The 26356-nt window shown below is 47.1% G+C and carries 19 protein-coding genes and 1 pseudogene; 11 read left to right on the top strand and 9 right to left on the bottom strand.

Annotation, left to right across the window (positions count from 1 at the left end; translation table 11 throughout):
• Positions 1–11 precede the first annotated feature (11 nt).
• Positions 12–638, bottom strand: a complete 627-nt coding sequence (gene evgA, locus WG891_RS07585; RefSeq protein ID WP_337262290.1) for an acid-sensing system DNA-binding response regulator EvgA — start codon at positions 636–638, stop codon at positions 12–14.
• Positions 639–1755: 1117 nt separating this feature from the next.
• Between evgA and WG891_RS07580 the strand changes: the two genes are divergently transcribed.
• The 5 genes from WG891_RS07580 (at position 1756) to WG891_RS27025 (ending at position 7082) form a co-directional block, all read left to right on the top strand.
• Complete coding sequence (locus WG891_RS07580; RefSeq protein ID WP_443006066.1) at positions 1756–2376, top strand: fimbrial protein; 621 nt, start codon at positions 1756–1758, stop codon at positions 2374–2376.
• A gap of 57 nt (positions 2377–2433) precedes the next feature.
• Positions 2434–3135 carry a fimbrial biogenesis chaperone gene (locus WG891_RS07575; RefSeq protein WP_337262260.1) on the top strand — a complete coding sequence of 234 codons (702 nt, stop codon included), beginning with the start codon at positions 2434–2436 and terminating at the stop codon, positions 3133–3135.
• Positions 3136–3146: 11 nt separating this feature from the next.
• Positions 3147–5657: a fimbria/pilus outer membrane usher protein gene (locus WG891_RS07570; protein WP_337262259.1), complete on the top strand. Its 2511-nt coding sequence runs from the start codon at positions 3147–3149 to the stop codon at positions 5655–5657.
• The gene (locus WG891_RS07565; protein ID WP_337262258.1) at positions 5648–6649 is read left to right on the top strand and encodes a fimbrial protein; all 1002 of its coding nucleotides are present in this window, start codon (positions 5648–5650) and stop codon (positions 6647–6649) included. The genes WG891_RS07570 and WG891_RS07565 overlap by 10 nt, the downstream gene beginning before the upstream one ends.
• Positions 6650–6782: 133 nt before the next feature.
• Positions 6783–7082, top strand: a complete 300-nt coding sequence (locus WG891_RS27025; protein WP_443006067.1) for a FaeA/PapI family transcriptional regulator — start codon at positions 6783–6785, stop codon at positions 7080–7082.
• A 216-nt stretch (positions 7083–7298) separates the two neighbouring features.
• On the opposite strand, the gene WG891_RS07560 is transcribed toward WG891_RS27025, so the two are convergent.
• From WG891_RS07560 to WG891_RS07535, 6 genes are all read right to left on the bottom strand, one after another.
• Complete coding sequence (locus tag WG891_RS07560) at positions 7299–8351, bottom strand: fimbrial protein (protein WP_337262257.1); 1053 nt, start codon at positions 8349–8351, stop codon at positions 7299–7301.
• A gap of 23 nt (positions 8352–8374) precedes the next feature.
• Positions 8375–9112, bottom strand: a complete 738-nt coding sequence (locus WG891_RS07555; protein WP_337265200.1) for a fimbrial biogenesis chaperone — start codon at positions 9110–9112, stop codon at positions 8375–8377.
• A 205-nt stretch (positions 9113–9317) separates the two neighbouring features.
• Positions 9318–11870: a fimbria/pilus outer membrane usher protein gene (locus WG891_RS07550; RefSeq protein WP_337262255.1), complete on the bottom strand. Its 2553-nt coding sequence runs from the start codon at positions 11868–11870 to the stop codon at positions 9318–9320.
• A 138-nt stretch (positions 11871–12008) separates the two neighbouring features.
• Positions 12009–12539: a fimbrial protein gene (locus WG891_RS07545; RefSeq protein WP_337262254.1), complete on the bottom strand. Its 531-nt coding sequence runs from the start codon at positions 12537–12539 to the stop codon at positions 12009–12011.
• A 1569-nt stretch (positions 12540–14108) separates the two neighbouring features.
• Positions 14109–15293 carry a voltage-gated potassium channel protein gene (gene kch, locus WG891_RS07540; protein WP_337262288.1) on the bottom strand — a complete coding sequence of 395 codons (1185 nt, stop codon included), beginning with the start codon at positions 15291–15293 and terminating at the stop codon, positions 14109–14111.
• Between the two features lie 711 nt (positions 15294–16004).
• Positions 16005–16538, bottom strand: coding sequence for a helix-turn-helix transcriptional regulator (locus WG891_RS07535; protein WP_337262253.1), 534 nt, complete (start codon positions 16536–16538; stop codon positions 16005–16007).
• 1424 nt (positions 16539–17962) lie between these two features.
• On the opposite strand from WG891_RS07535, the gene ecpA reads away from it, so the two are divergent.
• From ecpA to WG891_RS07510, 5 genes are all read left to right on the top strand, one after another.
• On the top strand, positions 17963–18550 hold the full coding sequence (gene ecpA, locus WG891_RS07530) for a common pilus major fimbrillin subunit EcpA (protein ID WP_337262252.1): 588 nt from the start codon (positions 17963–17965) through the stop codon (positions 18548–18550).
• A gap of 80 nt (positions 18551–18630) precedes the next feature.
• Positions 18631–19299, top strand: a complete 669-nt coding sequence (locus WG891_RS07525; RefSeq protein ID WP_337262251.1) for a hypothetical protein — start codon at positions 18631–18633, stop codon at positions 19297–19299.
• Between the two features lie 83 nt (positions 19300–19382).
• Positions 19383–21920 (top strand): CS1-pili formation C-terminal domain-containing protein, encoded by a 2538-nt coding sequence (locus WG891_RS07520; RefSeq protein WP_443006068.1) that lies wholly within the window; start codon positions 19383–19385, stop codon positions 21918–21920.
• Complete coding sequence (gene ecpD, locus WG891_RS07515; protein WP_443006069.1) at positions 21910–23556, top strand: fimbrial adhesin EcpD; 1647 nt, start codon at positions 21910–21912, stop codon at positions 23554–23556. Before WG891_RS07520 ends, ecpD begins: the two co-directional genes overlap by 11 nt.
• An 18-nt stretch (positions 23557–23574) precedes the next feature.
• A complete protein-coding gene (locus tag WG891_RS07510; protein ID WP_443006081.1) occupies positions 23575–24228 on the top strand; it encodes a fimbria/pilus periplasmic chaperone in 654 nt (217 codons plus the stop codon).
• A 116-nt stretch (positions 24229–24344) separates the two neighbouring features.
• Here the strand turns inward: WG891_RS07510 and WG891_RS07505 are convergent, their stop codons facing one another.
• Both WG891_RS07505 and WG891_RS27020 read right to left on the bottom strand, forming a co-directional pair.
• The gene (locus WG891_RS07505; RefSeq protein ID WP_337262249.1) at positions 24345–24746 is read right to left on the bottom strand and encodes a helix-turn-helix domain-containing protein; all 402 of its coding nucleotides are present in this window, start codon (positions 24744–24746) and stop codon (positions 24345–24347) included.
• Positions 24747–24872: 126 nt separating this feature from the next.
• A pseudogene (locus tag WG891_RS27020) lies at positions 24873–25085 on the bottom strand (AraC family ligand binding domain-containing protein); the annotation flags it as partial.
• 309 nt (positions 25086–25394) lie between these two features.
• Here WG891_RS27020 and WG891_RS07500 point away from each other — a divergent pair.
• Complete coding sequence (locus WG891_RS07500) at positions 25395–26285, top strand: DMT family transporter (protein ID WP_337262248.1); 891 nt, start codon at positions 25395–25397, stop codon at positions 26283–26285.
• Positions 26286–26356: the final 71 nt, after the last annotated feature.

Below are 26356 nucleotides of genomic sequence, written 5' to 3'. Positions count from 1 at the left end.
CGCGACGAATCTCATACTATCTTGTTACGATTGGCAAAGGAGATCAGCTCGATTAAGGAGTTACAGCCCAATTTTTCCATTAATCGTGTCTTATAGGTACTGACGGTTTTGCTGCTGATATGCATTGCGTCACCAATGCGACTGTTGTCATAACCAGCCAGGATATACCGCAAAACTTTTGTTTCCTGCGAGGACAGCGTTTCCAATTTTTCATGCTCAGAGGTATCAGAACCAACAAAGCTGTTGAGGATAAAGGGGAAATAGCTGTAACCGTTTTGTGCAGCGTTAATCGCCGCAATAATATTCTCCATCCCTTCTTTTTTGCTGACAAAGGCATTAGCTCCGGCATCGGCACTACGCTTGCCATAAAAGCGATCGTTTTTTGCTGATACTACGACGATGATACCGCTGAACTGGCGACTTCTCAGCTTTTCGACCAGATCAACGCCGTTGATCCCCGGTATATCCACATCAATAATGGCAATCTCTGGCGTATTCTCCATCAGGATTTTTAATGCTTTAAGCCCCTCTTCAGCTTCTGCAATAATGGCAAAACCGTGCGTTTCGAGCAGACCACGAATTGCCATTCTGGCTAGGGGATGATCGTCAACAATGATTGCTCTTTTAGCTACATTCATCATGCTTCCCCATCATTACTGAAGCGTGGTTTTCAGATAGAACAATATGTTATTCAGCATAGTGCAAGACAGTGAAAAGTGTATAACGCCCCTACTATGCTTCTTTATCGGACACGTGTTGATGTAGCCCATCATTTCTGCAATGACATGATTCACGCATTTGCGTCTTCGACGCGTAATCTGTATTGCATCTCAGATGTTTTGAACTATAAACAGTTATCGCCTTAAGAAAATTCCGTTTAATAACGCCGCTACTTTGGGGGCGCAAACAAGCCAAATAGCTTATATTTCAGCCATTGCCGCCATTTATATCAAGAAGTTACAAAGCTTATGCTTGCCGCTATATAACCATGATTATTTCTCAATAGTAAACAAATACTTTCAATTTAAGCAACAATTTTCTTCGAGATGTTATTCTGCTTTTCTGATTTTAAATTTCGAATAAATCAAAATTATTAGATTAATATTTCTTTAAAATTAAAATAACCCGTGTTAAAGTCCTTTTAGTTACAATTAGCAGGCTATTGAATTTTTCATTTACCACTCATAATTTATCGCTATATACTCCAATCAAGCTCAACCAATCAGGATGATTGCTACTTTGAATTATCCTATTTTTGGCAAACGGTGACTCTATTAGCACAGTCAGTGGCAATTAAATACGCATGATTAATAAATAATGACGTCTTATTGTGAGTAGAGTTTGCGCCACCAGTACGTTGAGTGAGTTATGTTGCCCAGCAAAAGGGAGGCAGAGCCTGGCGTGAGAGACGTTATTGTTTTACATTATTGAATATATTCCCAACGGGAATCTTCTAATACGATACGGATATCGTTATCGGTCTGTCATTATCTCAATGCGGTATGGCTTATATTTGGTTTCACTATTTCATCGGCAATAAACGTCGATGCAATTGCCCGATCCCGACGGTTGACGGCAATATAACAGAGTTACCTCAAGTTGCTGGGCCACTACACGCTTACCGATTACGCCATTGGCTATGTCGTGCACGGCTATGCAGCCCTAATGTGGGACTTGAAGTATCAGTGGGTTATTTTTTAATAATTCACATATAGGCAGTGTTGTTTTTAACCCATTAAATAAAAAGGTAAAATCATGAAAAAATTCCTTTTCCCTATGATGTTATGTTCTACCTTCTCTCTGTCAACTTACGCAGCAACGGATAATGTCGGTGGGGGTAATATTAACTTCTATGGCAAAGTAACCGATGTTTCCTGTGAGGTTTCAGTTAATGGTCAAGGCAGTGATGCCAATGTTTATTTACCGCCGATCAGTTTGACAGAAGCGAAAGGTGCGGCAGCTAATACCTTTTTGAAAGCACAACCTTTCACCATTGACGTCACTAATTGCCAATCTGTTAATGGTGCTCTGGGGGATTACATGGATGGCGATCAACTCGCGGTAAATTGGACCGGGGGAAATCTGCTCACCGGTGCGGTTGGCGTTGAGCAGGGATACCTGGCGAATACCGAAAGTACGGGGGCTAAAGATATCCAACTGGTGTTGGCGACAAGAGCGGATAGCTCTCTTGCTGCAACAAAAATTATTCCAGGCTCATTAACGCCACCTTCAACTTCAGTGGACGTAGATAATAATGTGCTTGGCAATAAAGGCGCGCGCTTTACCTACTATGTTGGTTATGCCACTAACAGCCCAAATACGGTCAAGCCAGGTGTATTAAACAGTTATGCGACTTATGAAATCATCTATCAGTAATTAATTTATATTCAAAGCGGCCGTAACAGGCTGCTTTGAGAGCCCGTCGAGGTATCTATGCTATTACGCATTCTATCACTGTTATTTATTATCAGCTTTCAAGTGAACGCTAATAATATTATTGTTAACGGTACTCGCTTCATATTCCCCAGTAATGAGAAAGAGATCACTATTCAATTAAATAATACTGCCGACCGCCCGGCGGTAGCACAAGTGTGGTTAGATAGAGGGGACGCCCGAGAAACGCCAGACAATATCTCGGTACCTTTTATTATTATCCCGCCGATTTCACGGGTAGATGGCAAAAGTGGGCAAACATTGCGGGTCCGTCTTCCCAATCGTAACGGCATGCTTAGCGACCGGGAGCAGCTCTGGTGGCTGAATCTGCTGGAGATACCCCCCACGCCAACCAGCGCACAGATGCATGGAAATAACACTCTGCAGTTAGCTATTCGCTCGCGTTTTAAATTCATTTACCGGCCAACAGGGCTTGGGGATCGTGATGCAGCGCCGGAGCTTTTGGTGTTGTCCAAGCAGGGCGAGGATCTGGCCATTAATAATCCTACGCCTTTCTATATCACTATTACTCGTATTCTTCAGGCGGGCAATAAACTCCTGTTGGGTAAAACAGTCATCGTTTCACCGCTCTCAACCACGAGAGTCACCCCTATTGCCGCATTCAAGAGCGGAGATCATATTTTAATTAATAACGTGAATGACTATGGAGCCACCGTTTCTGTCAACAGCCGGATAAAGTAGAGGATAATGCCATGGAAAAACTGACATTTTCGCCTGAGGGCATGTGCCCGCTGTACGCGATAGTGATGATGTCGGGGCTGATCTATCCCTTCTGCTCTGCCGTGGCTGCGCCAGAGAAAACTTATCAATTTAACGATGACTTTATTGTCGGCAATAAAGATAAAATAGACCTCTCAAAATTCAGTACCAGTGCTATCAATGCAGGGCACTATTCCATTGACGTCTATACAAACGGTAATTGGAAAGGCCGCTATGAAATGAAGGTTGAGCAACGCTCGGATAACAGCGAGCTGGGTATCTGTTATTCCTCCGCGATGCTTGAGAAATTCGGTATTTCTGCAAGCAAACTTAATGCCTCCTTGGCACAACAGGCAGATTTTTGCGGCTACCTGTCACAATGGCGGCAAGATGAAACGATTAATGACACGTTTACTATTTCTGAACTGCGGGTAGATATTTCAGTGCCCCAGATCTATGAGGATAGAATGTTCGTTGGCTATGTCGCGCCCGAACAGTGGGAACAGGGAATACCGGCCTTGAACCTCTCCTATATGGCTAACTACTACAACCGTAATAGCTCACACGCCAATAGTAATAGCGGCAGCGGTTATTTAGGCATCAATTCCAGGTTTAGCTACAATGGCTGGCTGATCAGGTATGTGGGGAATCTGAATGCTCAACAAGGCCAGGGAACCTATTGGCACAATAACCAGACTTATCTGCAACGCGCCCTACCACAGATAATGTCCACGGCGACCGGTGGCCAATTCTTTACCAGCGGCGAGTTCTTTGACAGCGTCGGCCTGCGCGGTCTGCGCCTGAACAGCGACGATAATATGTTGCCAGACGGTATGCGCTCTTTCGCGCCGGAGATCCGCGGTGTTGCCATGAGTAACGCGTTAGTGACCGTACGGCAGAATAATTCGGTGATTTACCAGGCTCAGGTATCTCCAGGCCCTTTTACCCTTGATGATATTTACCCTTCAGGTTACGGCAATGATCTGGAAGTGAGCATCAAAGAGGCGGACGGCTCGCTTCGTCAATTCAGCGTACCTTTCTCTTCGGTACCTCAATTGCTACGCCCTGGCATGAGTCGCTATAGCGTGGTTGTCGGAAAGGTGGATGACGAGATTTTACGTAACAGGACAGTGCTGCTGCAATTACACTACCAGTATGGCGTTAATAACCTGCTGACTGGATATACCGGGTTGACCGCATTTAATGGCTACCAGGCATACTTATTGGGCAGCGCTTTTAATACTTCCTTCGGGGCTTTATCGCTGGATGCTATCCAGTCATATACCACGTTGAAAAGCAGTGACATTCTCTCCGATAAATCATCCTATTCAGGGCAAAGTTATCGGGTTACTTTCAACCGGATGTTTCCCAGCACCAAAACCAGCGTAGTGCTGGCGGCTTATCGCTATGCCACAGAGAATTACTTTTCGCTTAACGATGCCCTGCAGATTATTGATAACCCTAAGTGGGGAAAAGATCCCAGCACCTTTGCGCGTGAGAAGTATGGGTTTAGCTATACCCTGAGCCAGGATTTGCCCGACGGTTGGGGCGGGCTCTATTTCAATGGCCGCATCTCAAACTACTGGAACAGAAGCGCGACGGATAAACAGTACCAACTGAGCTACAACAATGGGTGGAGGCGTCTCTCTTATTCGGTTGCGCTGCAGCGCAACTACACCTCTTATCTTGGCAACCGTGGTCAGGAAACGCGTGTGTCACTCAACTTCAGCTATCCGTTATCATTCCGGGAACGCAACAGCGCCAGCCTGACGTCGGGCAGCATGTTTTCCAACTCCCGCTTTAATAATGCCCAGATCGGGATCAACGGTGCCTTTGGCGATGAGAATAACTTCAGCTATGGCGTTAATCAGTCCGCCAGCCGTTCTGGCAACCATAGCTTTGCCCTGAACGGCACTTACCGAAATCCTAATACCACGCTGTCTGCTAACTATGGGCAAGGCAACGATTACCGACAGGCTGGCGTCAGCGCCAGCGGCTCTTTACTGCTACACCAGGGCGGGATCACTTTGTCGCCGGAAACGGGAAACACCGTGGCGCTGATCGAGGCTAAAGGGGCACAAGGTGCCACGCTACCCAACGTACCGGGCACGCGTATTGATAGCCGAGGTTACGCCATCTTGCCTTATTTGCGCCCTTATCGGGTTAATGCGGTGGAGATTGACCCTAAAGGAACCGACGATGACATTGTCTTCGATAAGACCGTGGCTAACGTCGTGCCTTATGAAAACAGCGTAGTGCGGGTCAATTTCACAACCCGAGTAGAGAAAAACCGAACGTTACACGCCGTTCTGCCTGATGGAAAAAACCTGCCATTCGGTGCCAATGTGGTTAACGAACAGGGAAACCCCATCGGCATTGTCGGCCAAGGCAGCATGTTAGTGATCAATGATGAGCAGGCTGGGCAGGCATGGGTTAAATGGGCTCGCGGCCAGTGCAGCGTTAGCCTGAAAAACACCGAGAGTCAGGAGGCAATATGTCGGTAGATAAGCTGTTTTCTCTGGCCACGATACTGTCGGCATTCGTTTGTACTTTGGCTTATGCAGACTGCGTACGCGATGAGAGTGTACCAACGATTGATCTGGATATGCATATTGGCCGGGTAATAGTGCAACCCAATGCTCCGGTTGGCAGTGTTCTGGCCTATCGTGAATGGAGTCTGAGCAGAAGTGCGACAATGTATAATTGTACGGGGCCGAATCTTTTTGCTTCAAAAGTAATTGGCCATGGTATGCAGGAACTTAGCGACCATGTTCATTCTACCAATGTTCCGGGCATAGGCTTGCGTTTTAAGCGTAGGACGGAAACCGGATACGTACTGACTTATCCAGGCGTTCGGATGGTCACAAATCAGCGATACAGTTACCCAGTCTTTCTTGAAGCGACTACGTTTATACTCGAAGTAATAAAAACGGAGCCCATCACCGGCAGTGGCCGCGTTGCAAGCGGCCCTTATACCAGCTATGGCTACATTGGGAGTGACAACCCACAGTTAACCACATCTCTCAGTGCTGATGCCTTGACGATTGTCTCACCCTCGTGTCTTGTGAGCGGTGGCAATAACCAAAGCGTTGATATTGGTACTATCCATCGGAACCAGCTCAGTGGAAAGGGGAGCTTTGCTGGAGGACGTAATTTTGAGCTCAAGTTAAAGTGCAGCGGCGGGGTCAGCTTGTCAGGGTTTGCAGATATCAAGATGACTTTCGATGGCACGCTTGCCACCGGAACCGCTGCTGCGGAGGGGGTGCTGATTAACGAGAATACGGGTAGTCAGTCGGCTCAGGGAGTAGGGGTTCAGGTATTAAACGAAGATCAGACCCCTTTGGAAATGGGGAAACCTCAATTGATAGGAACATTAAATGACAATGAAATACACCACATCACCTTGAAATACTTTGCCCGTTTTTACCAATACCTGGATAGCATAAGCACCGGAGAGGTTCGATCACATCTTATTTTTAATATTGATTATGAATGAAACTTCAAACGCCGTTATCTCTATGCTGGATAGAGTTAACAGAAAATTTAAGATGCTCGACATACCGAAAATCGAATTGTTTAGAGTGTAGGCTAAAATATTTTAATAATGGTTATTATAAAAAAGAGATAATATGACCTACTTTAACCAAGAGCAAAATCATCAGCTTAATACTGTACGGGTTGCGCTACGTGCATTATGCCTTCGCGAATGTGAGCAAGGAGTATTACCTCCACAAATACGCTGGCCCAGCACCCGTGATGTTGCCAAATGTTGCGATATCTCAATCTACATTGCGCGTTATTATTTAATAAAGTTGGTAGAAAGAAAAAAGGCTTATGTGGCCCCGTGCTCGGTTAAAAACAGTTTGCGCTGGTGTAGCACCGAATTCATCGTCTCGGTAGAAGAACACAGTCTTCCACCGCAAGAATAATAGGCAAATACGCTTATTGATTATGAAGTACGTAAAAGATATTGAGTTAACAGTTTAGTAGTATTAATAAAAGGGTCTAATACGACTAATAGAGGCAGTGGTTAGATCAACAGCCTTGCGAACTCAGATCGCCCCAAAAATCGTCCTCAGTGTTACCGGGTTTGATGACAATTTCCTGGGGCCGCTGCGCCCGTTGTTATTAACACCATTCCCCTATCATTGGTAAGAAAACGTGATGGTCGTTCTCGCCTTCACAACGCCTGCAACCATGTTTGTGTCTGTCTGAACATATCTTGCCCTTAAAGGGAGGGTAAAAGCATCGTTACCCGTGTTGTTGGCAGTGCCGATATACCATTGGTTCAGATTTCCTGCGGCAGAAGAGTCAGGGCCAAAGGAGATAGGTAAATTATTTCTGAGTATCTGGATCCCCACGCCAGACGCGGTGGTGTTCTCTCCCAAGGTGAGGACATTCCCTGTATTGGCCGGGTTGTTGGCATCCGTCACGGTGGCATACAGATTGACCCCAGCTTCACAGTTGGTCGTCACGGTAAAATTCTGCCCAACGCTTGGCGATGTTCCTACCCCTGAGAACTGGTTCTTACTGACCGGTGGCAATATGACATCTTGCACCGAAGCGCTGCTCAACTGGCAAGTTCTGGCCCTAATGGTCAGTGTTGTAGGGTTTAGCGTCAGCAAACTGCTCCCAATCCCCATCCCGTCTGAGCCGTTTATTCTCGCTAAAGAACCATAAGCAATATTGTAAACCCCCGCCCTTAGCTGCCCGACAACAATCAGCTTAGCCCGAGCATCAATCCCCACCCCAAAAGAGTCACCATTGAAGACCTCAGTTATCGGCTGCCGTAGCGGCTTGTAGATCGAGGTGTTTGTTGGCTTCAAGCCAATAATGATACCAATGCCGGGGACGCTAGTGCTAAATATCGGATAAGTCACGCCATTCTCAGTATAGGTAATACCTGGAACAACATTTGAGAGTGACGGCGTCGTAATGATCCTGAGTACGCGGCAGCCTGAGAAATAGTTTGGGGTGCTTATTTCCGCCCCCCAGTTACTTCCTATAGGCTGACCGATGGTGGGGCCGTCTGCCGGGCCGTCAAAGGTCAGGGGGGGCATAGTAATAGAGATATCCGGTACGGGGGCGCAGGCCGCTTTTGCCTCAGATACCGCAACTGCAGCTAACGTCAATGAACCTAGTAATAACGCTGCGAGTTTGGTGATTGGTTTATTATTTATCATCGTTTGAGTGTCCATTTAACGTCTTACACTTTACTTGCTTATAACTTTAATGAAGCCTTCTGCTCAACGGCGGCACCGTAATCGTTAACCCAACTGTAGGTGAGGTCGGCTTGTCCCACTGGCAGCGTACCCGGCCCTTTTAACGTAACGTCCTGCGTGCTGAACGGGGCAAGGGTGTATCCCCCGTCGGTTTTGATGCTGGTATTGCCACTCTTCAGGCTCACCGATGCCAGCGAAACATAAAATGGGCTGTTATTACGCACCTGCAAGACGGTGCCGTCCTTGCTTGACGTACCTCGTGACCAAGTGAGCGACTCAGCCGCTTTCACCGGGTTATCTGCCAGCCCCTCTGGGCGATAAAACAGTTTGATGCGCGAGCGGTAAGCCACCTGCATCACGTTGGCATCGGCATCCTTAGGTAACGGTGGCACGTCGAGCAGGTTAAACCAGAACAGGGACTCGCGATCTTTAGGCAGCGATTCGCCGGTAAACACCACGCGAAATGCCTGTCCTTTGCCTGGCTCGATACGCACCAGCGGTGGCGTCACCAGGAACGGCGCATTGGCATTGTCTGCTCTGGTGTTAGGATCTCCGCGATCGACCCACACCTGAGCCAGCGAAGGATCTTTACCCATATTGGTGGTTTTGACCGTAATCTCCCGCTCTTTGGCAGGATAGACCAATCGGGTGCCAGAAATAACAATATTGGCTTGCACTTGAGAGACCCAACTGCACAACACAAGAGAGAGAAGGGCAATAATCCGCGTTTTGTTCATGATTGATATCGTCCAAAAAAGGTGATGTTAAGTAGACTGCTACCTGTTTATGGCCTATGCCGTCGGGCTATTTCACTTTTGATGGGCCAGGGCAGTACACAAAATCTTCATGTATTGCCCCGGCTGTTATTCAAATAATAGCTGCGATTGGTCAACAAACGGGTCCAGATAGGTTTCAATCGTTCGAATGCCTGGATGGGCAGACTTACTGCAACACACACTGCGTGGCAACTTTCTGGTAGTTCTGCGAGTCTGCGGGCTCAGCAGGCAGGCGATACTGCACTGAACAGCTTTGCCCAGTCCCTTGGCCCCATTTCACCACTAACCGCCCCTGCGGGGCCAAGCCACGAGCAAATATCAGGTCACCCTGGCCAACCATAGCCAGGTACTGCCCTTTGTCATCCAGCACCTCGGCACCCACTGGGATCGGTTTACCATCTGTGCGGCTGGCCTGAAGCATGACTGCTGCACCGGTATCCGTTTCATATTTCAGCATGGTGATGGCACCATAGCTGGGGGCGACCTGCTGCGAACTGCCGAGGATCTCAACGTTCTGCGCCGTGCCCTTAGGGTCGAGGGCAATTTCATTCTGGCGGTAAGGCATCAGCCCAGAGACCACCCCATAGCCATTCTTTTGAATGGCTGCGCCAACGTTGTTACTGATGGTCGCACCTTCCGCTCCCTTGGCTTCAACAACCGCCATGGTTTCCCCCTGATATTGTGTCAGATTGACGCCACCTGGATGTGCCACCACGCTGCCGCTCAGCCCCAGGTTCAACTGCCGGTTACTGTTACCACTGCTGGCACCGGCGCTCATCACCGTATAAGGTGAGCTGAATTGTACGTTGCCCCCAACGGTATTAGCGCCGTGGCTATCAGCGCGTGAAGTACTGCCATAGACGTTGTAACTCAACTGGTTATGCTCGCCGGCGGTGCCGCTCAACGTGGTCTGCGCAGTCGTACTGTTTTTGTCACTGCGGTTCAGCGACGTGGTTAGCATCGGTGCCCGTGACTGGCTGCCAAGCGGAATACTGACGCTGGCCAGATATTGCGTATCTGACTGGCCTTTCGAACCCAGCGTGCGGCTGACGCCGACGTTAAAGCTGCCCCAACGGTAATTGTTGCCGTAGCCTGCCTGGAATGTGGTGCTGGTACCACCGCCATTGTGCCAGTAGTTTTGTGCCGACCCGTTGAAGAACAGGTTGCCATAACCCTTGCCTAACGGCTGGTTAACGTTCAACTGGTAGCGGTTGCGTGGACGAGCAGATTCGACACGTTCACCGCTGATACCAAACGCACTCCCATCGTCGCTGAACGTCGGAGTTTTGGTACTGTGCGCCTGGGCGAAGTCGCCAAAGCTCAGGTAACCGTCACTGGAGAAACGGTAAGCCGCCAGGGTCAAGTTGGTGTTTGTCTCCGGCAGTAATTTGCTATAGGTAGCGCGATAGCTATGCCCAATCATATATTCATCTATCCCGCTGGCATTAGCTTTCAGGTCAGTAGCGCGTGATTGAGTCACGTCCATTGCCAATGCCCCCAACGGGGTATTAAATGCCAACCCGCCCTGAAAAGCCTGATACTGCTCGGCAATAATCGCGCCTGTGTAGACACTCGCCAGATTGTTCAACCCTTGTTGCCAGGTACCCAACAGGAAGTTGGGGGCATTATCAAGAGTGCTGTCGCGATAGCGCCCCGCAGAAACATTGAAGCGAGAAACGCCGGGCCGCAGCAACTGCGGAACAGAGGCATAGCTTTCCGTAAAGCTGCGCGTTTGGCCGTCGGCTTCGGTTATGGTCACCATCAGATCGCCCGAAAAACCGGTGCTATGGAGATCGTCGATAGCAAACGGGCCTGGGGGCACGCTGGTTTCATATATCACGTTATTACCCTGACGCACGGTGACCTTGGCATTAGAGTTAGCTATGCCGCGGATCACCGGTGCAAAACCGTTTTCTGTATCTGGGTTCATGCCTGCATCGCTGGTCAACTGCACCCCGGTGAACGGCACGCTGTCAAACTGATTGCCGGGGGTAAAATATTGCCCCACGGAAAGGTTTGCTCTGAGCGGTGCGATCGAGCGTTGTGCATAGGTACTGATGGAGTGATAGTTGCTGCCACCGTTGCTGCTGCCGGTATAGCTGCTGTTGTGGCGCAGGCGCCATGCTCCCAGGTTCACGCCGCTGTTAAAACCACCAAAGTACTGAGTTATATTGTTGTTATCCCGAGTATTGGTGTGAAAAGCGTTAAGGTTATAACCGACAAAGCCAGCGGTAACGCCGTGATTCCAGAGTTCGGGCGCAACCACGCCACGGCGTGAACCGATAAATGCCTGAGGCAGGGTAATGTCCAGAACCAGTTCACCAGTATTAGCGCTGAGCTGAAAACCGGGAATGAACTTTTCAACGTCGAAGCACGCCTCAGTTTTCAATGCTTTTTGCGCCTGTGCGGCTTCTGGAAGTTTGCCAGCATCAAGCCCCCATTCCAGCACCTGCTCTGGAGTGAAGCAATAAGAGGCGTTCACCGCAGGAACGGTATGAGCCACGGCGATCTCCTGACGTCCCACCCACAGTTCGTTGATGTACACATCGAAACGATAGTTGCCGGGCGGTAGAGAGTTGCCGTTGCTGAAACGTGAGAGATCGGCGGCCTGGCCGCTAAGGCCGCGGATAAAACCAGCGTCGAACTGTGCAACCTGCGGAGAAGCCGAGCTTGTGGCATATGCAGCGCTACTCACCGCCATCGCCAACAGGCTCGTCATAAAAGTGCGACGTGTCTGACGAGGAGTGAGTACATTTTTGAAGCCTGCAAACATAGGTGATTCTCCGAATGAAACATAGATAACGTGGTAACAGAAAATGGGAGGGGGGTACCGGAGACCGGCCCCCCTCAAGGGGGATTAGTTGTAGCTCATAGAGAATTCAACGTGTGAACTGACCTGGCCTGCAGAGGCGTTACCGTCCTTAGAGAAGTACTGCACGTAGAACTGCAAATCACCCGCTGAGTTGGTGATTGGAGTACTGACGGTGTCAACTGCCAGGTTGATAGGTGTGGCAGTTTTGTCCAGCAACTGCACTTCTACGTTGCTTGCTGCGTTGGTTGTTGCCAGGTTTTTCATGTTGCCATCAGCACTGATATTCGGGCCGTTTTCGAATGTGGCCGTTGCGCCAGAGGTGCCGACAGAACAGTTTGACAGCTCGAAGTTGACTGGAACGCGGCCAGACCAGGCACCTGGATTGGTCAGTGATGACTTGGACAGGGTAGGCAGAGTCACGTTCTGAACCGCTGGGCTGCTCCCGCCGTTGATCAGGCAGGTGCTTTCGGTCAGTTCACCAGTGATATTGATCTGGGCATCGTAGGCAAAGGCGCTGGTGGAGAGAGCTGCCAGGATCACGGTGGCCAGAGTAGTTTTAATAGATAATGCTTTCATGTTGATATTTCCTATTTATTGACTTGATATAAATGAATGCAGCAATTTATTTACTGCATGTTTTGTTAAAAAATATTTAATTTCCGCTAGGTTCCAAATAGCTCGAAATTGTTCGTGCTTTATTACCCTTAGCTACGCAAAGCCTACTTCGGAGTAATAAGAGCCACTAAAATCAGTTAAATACCGATTTCTTATTACCTTTTAAAGCCATTCGGATACTGTCTCCGATAAGTAGGGGCAGTAAATAAACTATTTCTTGTTGTCATTACGAGAACGACTCTTCATTCCTCCCGTTCAACATGGGAATATTCTTGCATTAAGAGACAGAAGACGAAATCAGCAATACCTTATTCTACTGTCGCTCTGTTCCCACAGCTGTAGGAATCATAGCCAGTAAGATAAGCGGTACAGTGCTGATAGCGTTATACAGTACCGACCGGGTACGGTAGGCAATGGAAACGGAATCTGCTCCAGTAGGTTTGCCACTCTTATTGGCATCTATAGAAAAATAATTCGAGTTGTTTATAGGCGGCAAGCGAGTGAGTTCCTATTAACATAGCCTACTACATGACCGGGTGAGCGAATACGGCAAGCCTCCTAACAACTTGAAACATGAAAGGGATATTGTATCCTTCGCCTGGGGATAGGTTCAGATATAAAATACTGTTGCCAATACACAAACTGTCGACTCCATGTCTACGTTGCTATTTGAAGATAGTTAATTAAACGATGTGAGCTTTTGTTGGCTCAAAAAAACGCCACTATATGATAGTGATAGATTTATCCATGTTTATTAAACTTATAAGGAGGTTAAAAGCATAGCTTTATTCATTGGTAGTCCATTACATTATCCTCATTTGAATGAAGGTGATTGTTGCAAAGAAAATTGTTGTTGAAAAGTTATTTTAATGAGAAATTGAATTTCACCATAAAAATCTCAATTGCTAATGAGGGATTAATTTATTTTCTGTAACTTCGTCATTTAATTCATTTTTTAGTGTTTTATGCTAACAAATAACTTTATTTTTTGTTTTTAACACTTGGAATGGGATTTTTATAATATATTTATCCACAGGGGAAGGTAAAACCATCATGGAAAGTTGCTCTCGGTAGCGTCTCATTCTGTTATGCCTGAACTCCTATTATTCCTTGTATTACAATACCGTAGCGTGATGTTTGACTTACTTATAGTATTATAGGTGATTTTGTAAATTCTATCATTCGATTGAGTAATGATCATAGATTAAAAGTCCTACTAAAAAATCCTATTAATGAGTCTAATCAATAGGATATTGTTCTTGTTATTATTTAAAATTAAATTGCAAATTTCCTTAAGAATAATCTATCACGTAAAGAAGTCGAAAGATTTTCTCTTCGATAGCTGAGAGGGAAAAATAGAATTGGTTGCAAGATAGGCAGCAATAGCCGCAGCGTGGTTAAAAACCCCAGCGAAAGGCGGCTGAACTTTGGATTTGACCGGGGTTGTTTAGCATGCAGTTGAGCAGCTTGATATAAAAATTGTATTCCGTAGATGGGCCACCGTAGCCACCGTGGCCCGCGTCACAAAGATTACTTGCTTTTGCTCTCTTCCTGCTCGTTGCTGAAGAAGGTATCAAGATTAAGGTCACGATTTATCGTCTCACCATTTAAAGAACGTACCAACAATTCACTGCCTAGTAACTGGAGTGAAAGCACTGCATCAGGTTTTACCCGTTTTATCTTGCTCATATTCTGGCTTTCATTAACCAAAGTGATGGTTTTTGTTTCTGTCCCACCCACCTCTTTGGCAGCCAAGATAATAAATGCGTTGACTGCATCGCTTTCGGTCAAGGCAACGATATATTTTGCCTTTTCAGCGCCAGCCGAAGTTAACGTTGTAACGGAAGAGGGGTCTCCTTCAACCACATCGGCGTGTTCTGGGAAAAGTTGTTTATTCCCCGGTTCGCAAACTATGGTGACTTTGCCCCCGCTTTCAGTCAGCCCTTTATAAACGTTTTGCGCCAGTGAAGAGATACCGATAATAATGTAGTGATTTCTGCGTATCATGTGTGAAAATCGCCCTTTCATAATGTGCTGAAGATTTTGACTGATTAGCGAGCCAGCAATAGATGCTACTGAGGCAGCAAAGATCGTAATACCAAAGATAATCACCGTCAGCGTAAACATTCGCGCTAACGTGGTATGTGGAGTAATATCGCCGAAGCCGACGGTAGACATGCAGACAATGGCGAAATAAAACGCCGTGGGCAGATCGGTTATCTTGGGGGTGAACTGCTCACCAAGATACAATGTTCCCAGCATGCTATAGACGATCAACGAAGCCATACTGGCAAGAGCAAAAAAGCTGGTGCTACCCAGGCTGTGGTGATTGAAACGGCGCCAGAAGATCACCAGGCCGACGATAGTGAGCAGCGAATACCACACCAATGCCGTGACTTGTTTGAAGATAAAGATCTCGACGATGACGATACAACCAAACAAGATCAACGAGAAAAACCAAGCAAGACGTGCCTTCAAAAGCAGGATGATCGCCATAAAGATCAGCACTACGCCAATCATAAGGCGGGGAATATCCATGGTATCGAGGAATCCCATGGTGTCATGCCAAGAGTGGGTGCTATTCAACAACTCATGAGAATGCTGCAACAGCTGCCAGAAAATCGGGCTAAGTATCAAATACCCGTTATGTGCAACCATTAACGCCAAAACGAACGTTACAGGTATGAAGCGTTTTATCTTTTTCAGGACGCTAATTAAACTCACCTACTTCCCCCACTATACCGAAAATAAAAGACGCGATGCTTTTTTGAACAGCCTTCGTGTTGGCTGCGAGAGATGATGCCCTGACTTGGGCCGAGTAGCAGAGCCAACATCCAAGCAACTTTAAGTATGGCGCATATACCTAATCAAAAAAACGCCACTGTGGATAACAAGCACACCTCTGCTTCATTGTAGATTCAACCTGTCTTAAACGCATGAGTTTATTATACAGGTAAACCAAGATAGCAAATGTGAAATAAATTTATAAGCGAGAGGCTTCTTTGATTAGTTTTAGCGCTATATTTCCCACTTTATTAACATTAAGCATTAAATGTTCATATTACCTTTCCTACTCAATGTCGTTATAAAACCAGGTACGATGAGAGGTGATGAGAAGCGAGATGAGGGCAATAGAAACCAAGCGCTGGTTAAAAATGATTCGAGTGACAGGGGAAAAGCACAATGGTTTTTTGAACGCAACCGGTGCTTGCCCCAAAATGGTAAGGCCCAGACTTGGGCCAAGTCACGAAGTAAGGGAGTGAAAAACTCGCCGCAGAACGATTCGAACTACGCATACGCTGGGCCCAAGGCTAAGCCCCTGCTAGGTTAGTAAGTGAGAGTTTTGTGACTTTAAAAACAGCAGAAATTAGATTGCTTAGCCGTAGAGCGAACTGCTTAGCGCGATTTACCAGCGTGTTTTCATGCTTATAGTATAGATTCATACATAAAAGCATCATCCTCTTTTCTACTTCTCTCGTTCGAAAACATCTTGCTATAGAGTGAAATACGATTATCGATCTTCAGTTTGAGCATGATATTTCTACGATGGGCATAAAATGTTTTCATTTTCACCCCTAACTTTTCAAGGATATCAGGAACAGCCATCCCTTCCTGCATACAGCTCAAAATCTCGCACTCCCGACTTGAAAGATGGTGCTTAACGCGATATTTATATCTAGAATCATTCACAATGATGAGTGATAGAATCTCACTTGGCTTACTCCCTTTGTCTATAAAAGAGATATCCCCCATATCTTTCAAGTAGTAATAGTCAAAGTCATTGGAGATAAACGCAATGACACGCTTATTCTCATCAGGGTTGAAGTTGATCTCGTTATAGTTACTATAATCTATATCAACAATATAGTAATACTCATCAATCAACTCAGGCGTTAATAGTGCACAGACACCTACAATAAAAAAGTAGTTGTCCGAGAAAACAGATTTTGACAAGTGCATAAGATTCCCTATATCGGCACCTCTTCTTGGTCAATAGATTTCATTACCGTCCATATTTTCTTAATTCAAATCTACATCAAATAAAAAATCATGGCATCACAAAATTTAAGCTATTTATTTAACATTTTAAAAATAAACTTTTATCCTGAATAATTTCTTCTTTGTAATAAGAAAGATTAATTTACTGACAAATTAAAAAATATAAATTCAAAAAATCACATAAAAACAGCATAAAAATCAAATTGAATAATGAGTTTCAACTCAAATTAATGCACAGTTTTAATGGTCTCTATTTGCCAAATAATCATAATTAAGACCTTTCTTAGTAAAAATTCCAATTGCAAAATCAGCTTTCGCTGTCATTCAATTGATTCACATTCTTTCATTAATGGCAATAAGAGGAAATCGGCTATGCCTGATATTTGTGTCGTCTGCATCCTACAGGTATGGGAATATTGGCAACATGCATATCGCCTTTCAAGATAAAGCAAAATTGGCAATGTTATTCAGCATGTTCGGGCTCGATAACTGTGCATAAAATAGATATGCCCAGCGCACAGTTTTGCTGGTATGTGAGTGTAGTTATTTAATGTAGAGCGATGTTTCAGGGAAGGGGATAAGTGACACGGCCTCCCCTGCAGTGCGTGTTTCGGCTGCAGGCTTTGTCTCAACTCCTGTCAACTTCCTTGATGCAGCGAATAGATTAAGCCTTTTCAAGGCCCAGACTGCTACAAGGATCCAGCGTAATCATTGAGTGTGTTCAGCCCCAATAATCTGGCTGACGTTGTGATCAGTTGAACGCGGGTGTTTTACCCTTCAGACGCCAAAGGGGCAGCATCAAAGTCAGCCATGGCGCCGGGCCGTAGTGCTGCGTAGGATTGATAGTGGCGCCAGCAGTGTTAAACCTGCGGCGATGAGCATGTGTGGGGGGATGAAAAAGTGAAATCCCGTTTAATCTCTGTAACGGCGTTAACCCGCATTAATATCCCACGTTGGCCAGCACTTATCTCATGGAAAGTCATGCAGTTAAGCGCCTTAATGAACACTCATGAGTGTGTTTCCCCGAGAGTTTTTCCTTAGGAAAAATCCTTAATCTCAGCTTTATCTGAAGGAAATGTTTCTGGCAATCATGCTTAAACCATTACCAATTAAGATTATAATTCCTTAAATTTCGAATTAATATATTAATTTAAGAATTAAAATTCAAAAAAACGCAAATTTGTAGTTAATGATTACTTTGCGTTGGGGTTTGATTAAGATTTTTCCCGCTAGAAAGACCGGTACCGATTTTATGGAACAGGCAAATCGATATTGGCCCTTTGCACTATCCCGCTAGCAGCTGGCTTTCCAGAGTAAGTCGGGGTGACAAAGCACACCATATTTAAATGGATTCAGACAAATCTACATATTAAGGACGTTTTATCATGAAAAAAATGACACTTGCTCTGGCGATCGTTTCCGCATTCGCCGTCGTGGGTACCGCTCAGGCGGCAGATGTGACTGCACAGGCGCTGGCTACCTGGTCTGCAACCGCCAAAAAAGACACTACGAGCAAGCTGGTCGTTACGCCACTGGGCAGCCTGTCTTTCCAATACGCTGAAGGCATTAAAGGTTTCAACAGCCAAAAAGGCCTGTTTGACGTAACTATCGAAGGCGACACCAGTGCCACTGAGTTCAAATTGACCTCTAAACTGGTTTCTAACACCCTGACTCAATTGGATACTTCTGGTTCTACTCTGGATGTGGGTGTTAGCTTCAACGGCGATGCTGTAGTGAAAACTGGCGAAACTACCATGATTGACACTTCTGCCGGCATCTTGGGTGGTAACCTGAGCGCACTGCAAAACGCTTACAACCAAGCTGGCCGTGCTAGCGCACAAGACCAGTTCACTTTCAACATCATTGGTGCCACTTCTGATGGTACGACTCAAGTGACTGATTTCTCTTCACTGCCAGAAGGTATCTGGAGCGGTGATGTGAGCGTTGAGTTCAACGCAACCTGGACCATCTAATCGCCTCGTTGAGTCACATGTATTAAGCAGGGGGGCAACCTCCTGTTTTTTTGCTCGTTTAAGATTTTTGGAAAATCGTTATGAATCGGTTCTATTTTTCTATTCCGCTGCTGATCTCTTTATGCCATAGCGCATGGGCACTGGACGTCGGGGCTATTAGCGCATTTATGCACAGTGACAGTGCGATCTTAAGTAAAGAAATTAAAAATACGACGGATAATGGCCGCCTGGTGAATATAAAAATAGAACGGATTTCTAATCCGTCGGAGTCAGGCGCCATTATTCCGATGGAAACAAAAGATGAAATGTTACTTTCGCCAGCCAGCTTAATGATGCCAGCCAATGCCAGCGATGTGATCCGTTTTTATTATAAAGGGCCTGAAGATAATAAAGAACGTTTCTACCGGATCACCTGGCTTGATCAGGCTTTATCTGATGTAGGGCAGAATACGGCTAAACGTAATGCCGTGGCCACAACTTCGGCACGTATTGGCACTATTTTGGTTGTGACACCACGCAAAGCCCAATTTAACCATCAGTTTGCTAATGGCACCATCACCAATACCGGTAATGCCACATTCAAAATGGTGGCTTACGGTGCCTGTAAAGACAAGAAAAATAGCAGTAGCTGTAAAGAAAATTATTTTGTTATGCCTGGAAGAGAACGGGCTCTTGCCAAAGTTGATATTAACGATAAGAAAAGCCACGTTGCACTTTGGTATGGCGAGCAATTTGTTCAAGTGAAATAAAGCCACCGGGTTGGACGTTCGCCCTGTGAACCCTGCCAGCTGCTAAAGCTACTTGGGGATAGACACAGTTCAAGGAGTTTTAAGTGAAGCCAAGCCAGGATGGTTTGTTATTAAGAACATTGATTACCGCCGGAGTATTTGTCACCCCCATCGCCATTCTTCCCGGACAATCCGCGTTTGCAGCCGGGTTGAACCAAATTGATGGCGTTCTGATCCCTCAGGCTTTTCGGGCAGCATTGAGTGAAGGGATGAATATCCCGATCCTGTTGCATTTTGAGAAAAACAATACGGCAAAAGATGACCAGCGCATTGGGCATGCGGTGTTAGTACTGGACGATAACCAACTGAAGATCCGCCAGATTATTTTAGAGGATAATGAAGGTGGCGCACAGTTGACGGAAGCGACGATCAAGAAGCTCAATGCGTTGGATAATGTCGCATTTGACGACAAGCAACGCGTTGTGTTGGCAGACGATGCCTGGCTGGCATTGAGTTTCCGTCAGTTGCACCTGCAACTGGTGGTCAACGAATCTGCCATCGGTACGGTATTTCGTGAGCGCGCCAGCGATATTGGCGCATCAAGCGTGGACGCACTCAGCAGCTCGTTAAACTACAATCTGGGAATTTACGATAATCGTAGCAAGACCCGTGAAGGTTTTACTTCCAGCTATCTCTCGCTTAACAGCGTGACAGCCCTGCGTGAGCACCATGTTGATGTGAACGGCTCCGTTTATGGTATCGGCACCAGCAATCAGAGCAGCACGCTCTATAAAGTGATGTATGAACGTGACTTTGCGGGCCGACGCTTTGCCGCAGGTATGCTGGACAGTTGGAATTTACAATCGCTTGGCCCTGTCACCACCATCAACTCAAGCAAAATCTATGGTATGTCCTATGGCAACCGTGCCAGCTCAACCGTAATGGATAATACCCAATCGCTGACCCCGATCGTTGCCTTTTTCCCTGCGGCGGGTGAGGTTCACCTGTCACGAGACGGGCGTTTGCTGAGTGTGCAGAACTTTGCCATGGGCAATCATGAAGTGGATACCGGTACGCTCCCTTATGGTATTTACGACGTGCAGGTAGAAGTGGTGGTTAATGGTCAGGTGATCAACAGGCGTAATCAACGGGTTAACAAGCTCTATAGTCCATTACATGCCGCTGGAGCCCCCGTATCCTGGCAATATTGGGGGGGGCTGGTGCGGATGAATGAGTGGCGTGGCGACAATGAGCGTACCCGTGCTGCGAAAGAGGCTTATCTTGCCGGGGCCTCTGCTGCGGGTAATTTGCAGATGTTGAACTGGGCGCTCTCCGGTTATTCACTGGAGAGCAATCAGGTTGGGGAAGGGCGCGTCAGTCTACCGGTCACCGAAAAGGTTCAACTTGGCGCGCAAGCCATGGTGGCGTCTGATAATTCATGGAGCATCATCAATACCGTTAGCGCCACTCTACCTGGCGGCTTCAGTACGCTATGGGCAAACGAAGAAAAGACCATGATTGGCAACAAACTGCGCCAGAATGATGCCCATAACCGGGCGATTGGCGGTTCGTTGAATTTGGGAGCCTTCACCCCGCGGCTTGGTACGCTGAGCGTGAGTTACAACGATGACAGGAAAAACAACAGCCATTACTACAATGTCGACTATACGCAAAACCTGTTTACCGGCCGCTATGGCACATTGAGCCTGCGTGTTGGGGTTCAGCATTATAACTACAACAGTGACAGCTCCGGGGGAAATACCGGCAAGTATGTCGCACTCGATTTCTCATTGCCGCTGGGTAACTGGTTTAGCACCGGGATATCTAACCAGAATGGTTATACCACTGCCAATTTTGCCGCCCGCAAAGAGCTTGCTAAAGGGCCGATCCGCACCGTGGGGGCCAACGTTTCGCGCGCTATCTCAGGGGATACCAACGGCGATAATCGCTTCAACGGTGGGGCTTATGCGCGCTTTGATACCAAATATTCTGTGGGTACGCTCAACGTCAGCAGTTCTGCCGACGGCTTTGTCAACACCAGCCTGACGGCCAATGGCAGCATGGGCTGGCAAGGCCGTAACATTGCGGCGAGCGGGCAAAACGAGGGCAACGCCGGGGTTATCATCAATACCGGCCTGGAGAACGAAGGGATGCTGACCGCGCGCGTGGATGGGCGGCTCGTCAAGCTGACCGGCAAGAAAAACTATCTGCCGTTATCACCTTATGGTCGGTATGTTGTTGAATTAATGAATAATAAAAACTCAGTAGAAAGTTTCGATATTGTCACTAAACGCAAAACCAACGTGACGCTGTATCCCGGCAACGTGGCGGTGATTGAGCCGCAAATCAAACAAATGGTGACGGTATTTGGCCGCATCAAGGCGGAAGATGGAACGCTACTGGCTAACGCTGATATTAAAAACCACATCGGCCGCACTCGCACGGATGAAAAAGGTGAGTTTGTGATGGATGTGGATAAAAAATTCCCGGTGATCGACTTTACCCACAGTCAGGGCCAAACCTGCGAGGTGGAGCTGGATCTGCTCAAGGCACAAGGTGCCGTTTGGGTTGGCGACGTGGTTTGCCGCGGGCTGAGAACCTATGCCGGCAATGGGCAAGCAGGAGAGCGCAATGAAGGTTAAAAAAATAGCATGCTTGGTGTTATCACTTAGCGTACTGATGGCTGCTGTGCCAGCGCTGGCCGTCACCCCAACCAATCTCGCGGATGCGGCAGCGGTAAAGTTTGTCTTTGTTGAGAACAACGCCGACGATAACTTCTTCGTGACGCCTGCCGGAGGGCTTGACCCGCGTATCACAGGGGCGAATAAATGGACTGGTCTGAAATATGGCGGTTCGGGTACGATTTACCAGCAAAGCCTGGGCTACGTCGACAACGGTTACAACACGGGGTTGGTGGCCAACTACCGTTTTGATATGTGGCTGGAAAATGCCCCGGTCAAAAACCCGTTCCTGGGCCTGCGCTGTATTAACTGGTATGCCGGTTGCAACATGGATACCAGCCTGATCCTGCCAGAAACCACCGATGAGAAAGGGTTTTACGGGGTTGTTGTCACCAGCGGTGGGCAGAAATGGATGCATGGCATGATGTCGCCAAGTTTCTACCAATACCTCAAGCAGATGGGGACTGGGGACACATTCAGCATGCAGATTAATGGCTGCCAAACCGCCGCTGCCTACAGTGCCAGCAGCGGAGGACGTTGCCAAAACCAGACGTCGGGAACCTGGTATCGGCGCACTGTCACCCACAATAAGGCGGCTCACCTGCGTTTTATCAACACCAACGCGGTCTCTGAGGTATTCGTTAACAGTGATGGTATACCGATCATTGGGGAAGGGAATGCGGATTGTAAGATGCAAACCATTGGTGCCCGCAGCGGCATCATGTGCAAGATGGTGAGCTATGATCTGCAAACGGATGGCAGTGTCAGCAATACTTCGATTCACGTCTTCCCTTCAATCAACCATGCGGGGCTGGCCGCCGCCGCCAACGCGGCCGATTTGCAGTTCAGCTTGAACGGCAATACCTGGAAAACCACCTCGGGTACGGCCAACTATTATACTTTTAATGAATTGAAGAGCAGTAACGCGATTTACGTCTTCTTTTCCAGTAACTTATTCAAACAAATGGTGAATTTGGGGATCACGGATGGTGGAACCTATGATCTGGTTAACTTCCGTTTTCAAAATACCACTTCACCGGAGTCCGGTTGGTATGAGTTTTCGACATCCAACCAGTTGATCATTAAACCGCGTGACTTCAGCATCAGTATTATTTCTGAAGATTTCAGTAACAATCCCCATCGCGAAGGCTATGTGGGGGCGTCGGCGGCGCCGTTGGAGTTTGGCTATATCGTGACAACCAGTGGCAAGACCAGTGCCGACACGGTCAAGGTCAGGGTAACAGGCCCAACGCAGTCACTGTTGGGGCGCAGTTACTGTATTTTCTCCTCGGAAGATACGGCGACACGAGTCCCTTTCCCGGCGAACCTCAGCATTACGACCAGTACGGGCACGGAACAGTCGTTTGATGCCGGGTGTGACGGCCAGGCGCACGATATTACCCATGCTTTATGGAGTAGCACACCGTGGAATGATATCTCTGGCAATGTTGGGGTAATGAATAAAACCAAGGTTAAATTTACTATCCCGATGAATAACCCGATCTCGCAAAAAACCGTTGAGGGTAACGGCTGGTATGGGGATGTCAGTGCCGCAGGTGAGATCCACGTTGAGGCGACCTGGCGCAATATCAATTAAGGGGATAACGTGAAAACTCTGCTGCTTTGGCTCCTGTTCCTCCCGGTCAGCGTTGGCGCGATCAATGTAGGCCCGATGACCTTTGCCATGAATCAGGATGAGGCATTTGTGGCAAAACGGGTGCTGAACAATAACAGCAGCGCCCGCATTTATCAGGTATCCATTCGTGCCATTGATAAGCCAGGGCCGCAGGAAACACCTAGCCGGCCGGCGGATGGGGAACTGCTGTTTGCCCCCAAACAACTGACCCTGCAAGCCGGGCAAGGGGAGTATTACAAGTTTTATTATCATGGGCCGAAAGATAATAAAGAACGTTATTACCGCGTGGCATTTCGTGAAGTGCCCACCAACACCCTAGATGCCGCCAAACAAGACAAAACCGGTGTCAATTTGGAGCCGATCGTGGTGATGGATACCATCTTGGTCGTTAGGCCGCGCGACACCCAGTTTGCTTATCAACTCGACAAACAACGCGGCACGATTAAAAACACGGGTAATACCTTCTTCAAATTTCTGTTGAAGCCGGGCTGCAACAGTAGTGATGAAGATGGAACCACCGAATATTTGCGCCCAGGTGATACCTTGACTCATCCAGGTATCAAGCTGAAAGGGCAGAAGTTCATCATCTATAAAGACACCTTTATTAACCTGGATAAGAGCTGCAACGAATAAATGACAACCAAAGGGGGCTCATCATAAAGTAAGCGTCTTCCACTAAAACCCGGATCCTGCGGGTACTGAAAGCAGTTGACGGGGGCGGTATGTGAAGGACCGCACCTTCACACGGCCTAGCTATAAACATCGAAGCGCCGATGTAACTGCGCCGCATATTGCCCAGGCGATTGCCCCAGCGCTTTCTTGAACATGACAATGAAGGCAGTGGCCGAATCGTAGCCAAGCTCATCGGCAACCTGTTGTACTGGTAACCCTATCGATAGCTTTTGCACAGCCACCACCAGATGCAATTGTCGCCGCCACTGACCAAAACTCATCCCGGTGCTATGGTAGATCCTGCGAGCCAAGGATCGCTCACTCATTGCCACGTGCTCTGCCCATTGCACAATGGTTCTACGGTCAGCTGGGTTGCTACGTAAAGCATCGGCAATCCGGCGCAGTCTAGGATCGTTGGGTAATGGGAAGTAGATAGACTCTATCGGCAAATCAACCAGTTCGTCCAACAGCACTTGCACCAGTCGGCCAGTACGATCTGTGCTCTCATAATGCTGTGGTAACCCACTTAGATGTAAAATAATTTCCCTGACCAATGGTGACAGTGTCAAGCTGCAGCACTGAGTTGGCATGCGGGCTGCGCTGGGATCGATGAACAAGAAATGAAAGCGTGCTTTGGCTGTAGCATGGCTGTGATGAGGGATGCCTGGTGGAATCCAGATAGCCGACTGCGGCGGCACCATCCAAAGTGCATCCGGTACTTGGCAAGCAGTACTACCATTCAAAGAGATGACCAACTGCCCCTTGCTATGATGATGTGGCAATTGCTCGGGTAGCGTACCGTCTACGTCTATCTGCATGGCGACTACAGGCAGGGGAGATGTCTCTGGATCGGTCAACATAGTGGTAGCATAAATAATAATGGCATGTTTTAGATATAAACTGTCATATTCTGCGTATCTGGTCAATTCGTTTCAGGCCTATACTCCATGTAAACCTAAACCACCACGAGGGAAAAATGCAGGGAAGCGGCATCATTGCCCTTGTTATACGGCACGAGGAAGGGACCCACGTCACTCACCCGCCCGGAGCAAAATGCACGACAGGATCATTGGCATGTTCATTGTATACAGTGTCCATTTAAGGATATATTTATCCTATGAGGTTTTATGAGTTTTCTATTTCCATTATTTGCCGTGCTGATCTGGTCGATTAATGTTGTTGTTAATAAAGTATCAGCTAATGTGATAGATCCGGCTGCAATCTCTTTTTATCGTTGGCTGCTAGCATTTATTGTATTAACGCCTTTTGTATTAGTAGGGGTGATCCGCAATCGGGTGATTGTTATCGCTAACTGGTGGAAGCTATTAATTCTCGCTCTTTTGGGGATGGTCTTATACCAAAGCTTAGTCTATTATGCTGCACATAGCGTCAGTGCCCTATTTATGGGTATACTCAATTCATTGATCCCGCTTTTGACAGTATTGCTTAGTATTCGATTACTACGCTCTGTCCCTACAGTCGGGATAGCTTTGGGGAGTATAATCTCTTTTTGCGGTTTAATCTGGTTGGTAAGTGCCGGGCAGCCTCAATTGCTACTACAACACGGTATTGGTAAAGGCGAATTAATGATGCTGAGTGCATCGGCATCCTATGCTTTATATGGGGTGTTGACAAAGCGTTGGGCAATACCTCTTCCTAATTGGCAATTTCTTTACATACAGATCCTGTTTAGCGTCATCTTGTTATTACCTAATTTCTTCATGGCAAAAAACGTACAGCTTAATAGCCAAAATATTCCGTTAGTGTTGTTTGCCGGGATCCCAGCTTCTTTGTTTGCATCATTTTTGTGGATCCAGGGGGTAGTGCGTCTTGGTGCGAACACAGCTTCGATTTTTATGAACTTATTACCACTGTTTACCGCTATTATAGCGATACTTTTTTTACATGAACATTTACAAAACTATCATCTTGTTGGCGGAGGGGTAATTTTAATCGGTGTTATTCTAGCCCAGCGTCTACAGACTCCGTTAATAAGAAAAGTCTATATGGAAAAATAGTGTTTTTGCCAGTGAGAAAGATTTAATAAAAACAGCCTATATCAACGATGTGAAAATATAAGGAAATCTCT

The organism is Serratia sp. MMO-28, from assembly GCF_037199905.1.
GTDB lineage: Bacteria > Pseudomonadota > Gammaproteobacteria > Enterobacterales > Enterobacteriaceae > Chania > Chania oryzae.
Note: the sequence above shows the minus strand (reverse complement) of the source record. Positions and strands in the feature narration are given on the sequence as shown.

Bases quoted from the DNA above. Each gene is read 5' to 3' on its own strand.
- WG891_RS07500 (WP_337262248.1), top strand. From the start codon at position 25,395: ATGAGTTTTCTATTTCCATTATTTGCCGTGCTGATCTGGTCGATTAAT.
- WG891_RS07535 (WP_337262253.1), bottom strand. From the start codon at position 16,538: ATGCACTTGTCAAAATCTGTTTTCTCGGACAACTACTTTTTTATTGTA.
- WG891_RS07565 (WP_337262258.1), top strand. From the start codon at position 5,648: ATGTCGGTAGATAAGCTGTTTTCTCTGGCCACGATACTGTCGGCATTC.
- WG891_RS27025 (WP_443006067.1), top strand. From the start codon at position 6,783: ATGACCTACTTTAACCAAGAGCAAAATCATCAGCTTAATACTGTACGG.
- WG891_RS07575 (WP_337262260.1), top strand. From the start codon at position 2,434: ATGCTATTACGCATTCTATCACTGTTATTTATTATCAGCTTTCAAGTG.
- WG891_RS07550 (WP_337262255.1), bottom strand. From the start codon at position 11,870: ATGACGAGCCTGTTGGCGATGGCGGTGAGTAGCGCTGCATATGCCACA.
- ecpD (WP_443006069.1), top strand. From the start codon at position 21,910: ATGAAGGTTAAAAAAATAGCATGCTTGGTGTTATCACTTAGCGTACTG.
- WG891_RS07545 (WP_337262254.1), bottom strand. From the start codon at position 12,539: ATGAAAGCATTATCTATTAAAACTACTCTGGCCACCGTGATCCTGGCA.
- WG891_RS07580 (WP_443006066.1), top strand. From the start codon at position 1,756: ATGAAAAAATTCCTTTTCCCTATGATGTTATGTTCTACCTTCTCTCTG.
- WG891_RS07555 (WP_337265200.1), bottom strand. From the start codon at position 9,112: ATGAACAAAACGCGGATTATTGCCCTTCTCTCTCTTGTGTTGTGCAGT.
- WG891_RS07525 (WP_337262251.1), top strand. From the start codon at position 18,631: ATGAATCGGTTCTATTTTTCTATTCCGCTGCTGATCTCTTTATGCCAT.
- WG891_RS07560 (WP_337262257.1), bottom strand. From the start codon at position 8,351: ATGGACACTCAAACGATGATAAATAATAAACCAATCACCAAACTCGCA.
- WG891_RS07570 (WP_337262259.1), top strand. From the start codon at position 3,147: ATGGAAAAACTGACATTTTCGCCTGAGGGCATGTGCCCGCTGTACGCG.
- evgA (WP_337262290.1), bottom strand. From the start codon at position 638: ATGAATGTAGCTAAAAGAGCAATCATTGTTGACGATCATCCCCTAGCC.
- ecpA (WP_337262252.1), top strand. From the start codon at position 17,963: ATGAAAAAAATGACACTTGCTCTGGCGATCGTTTCCGCATTCGCCGTC.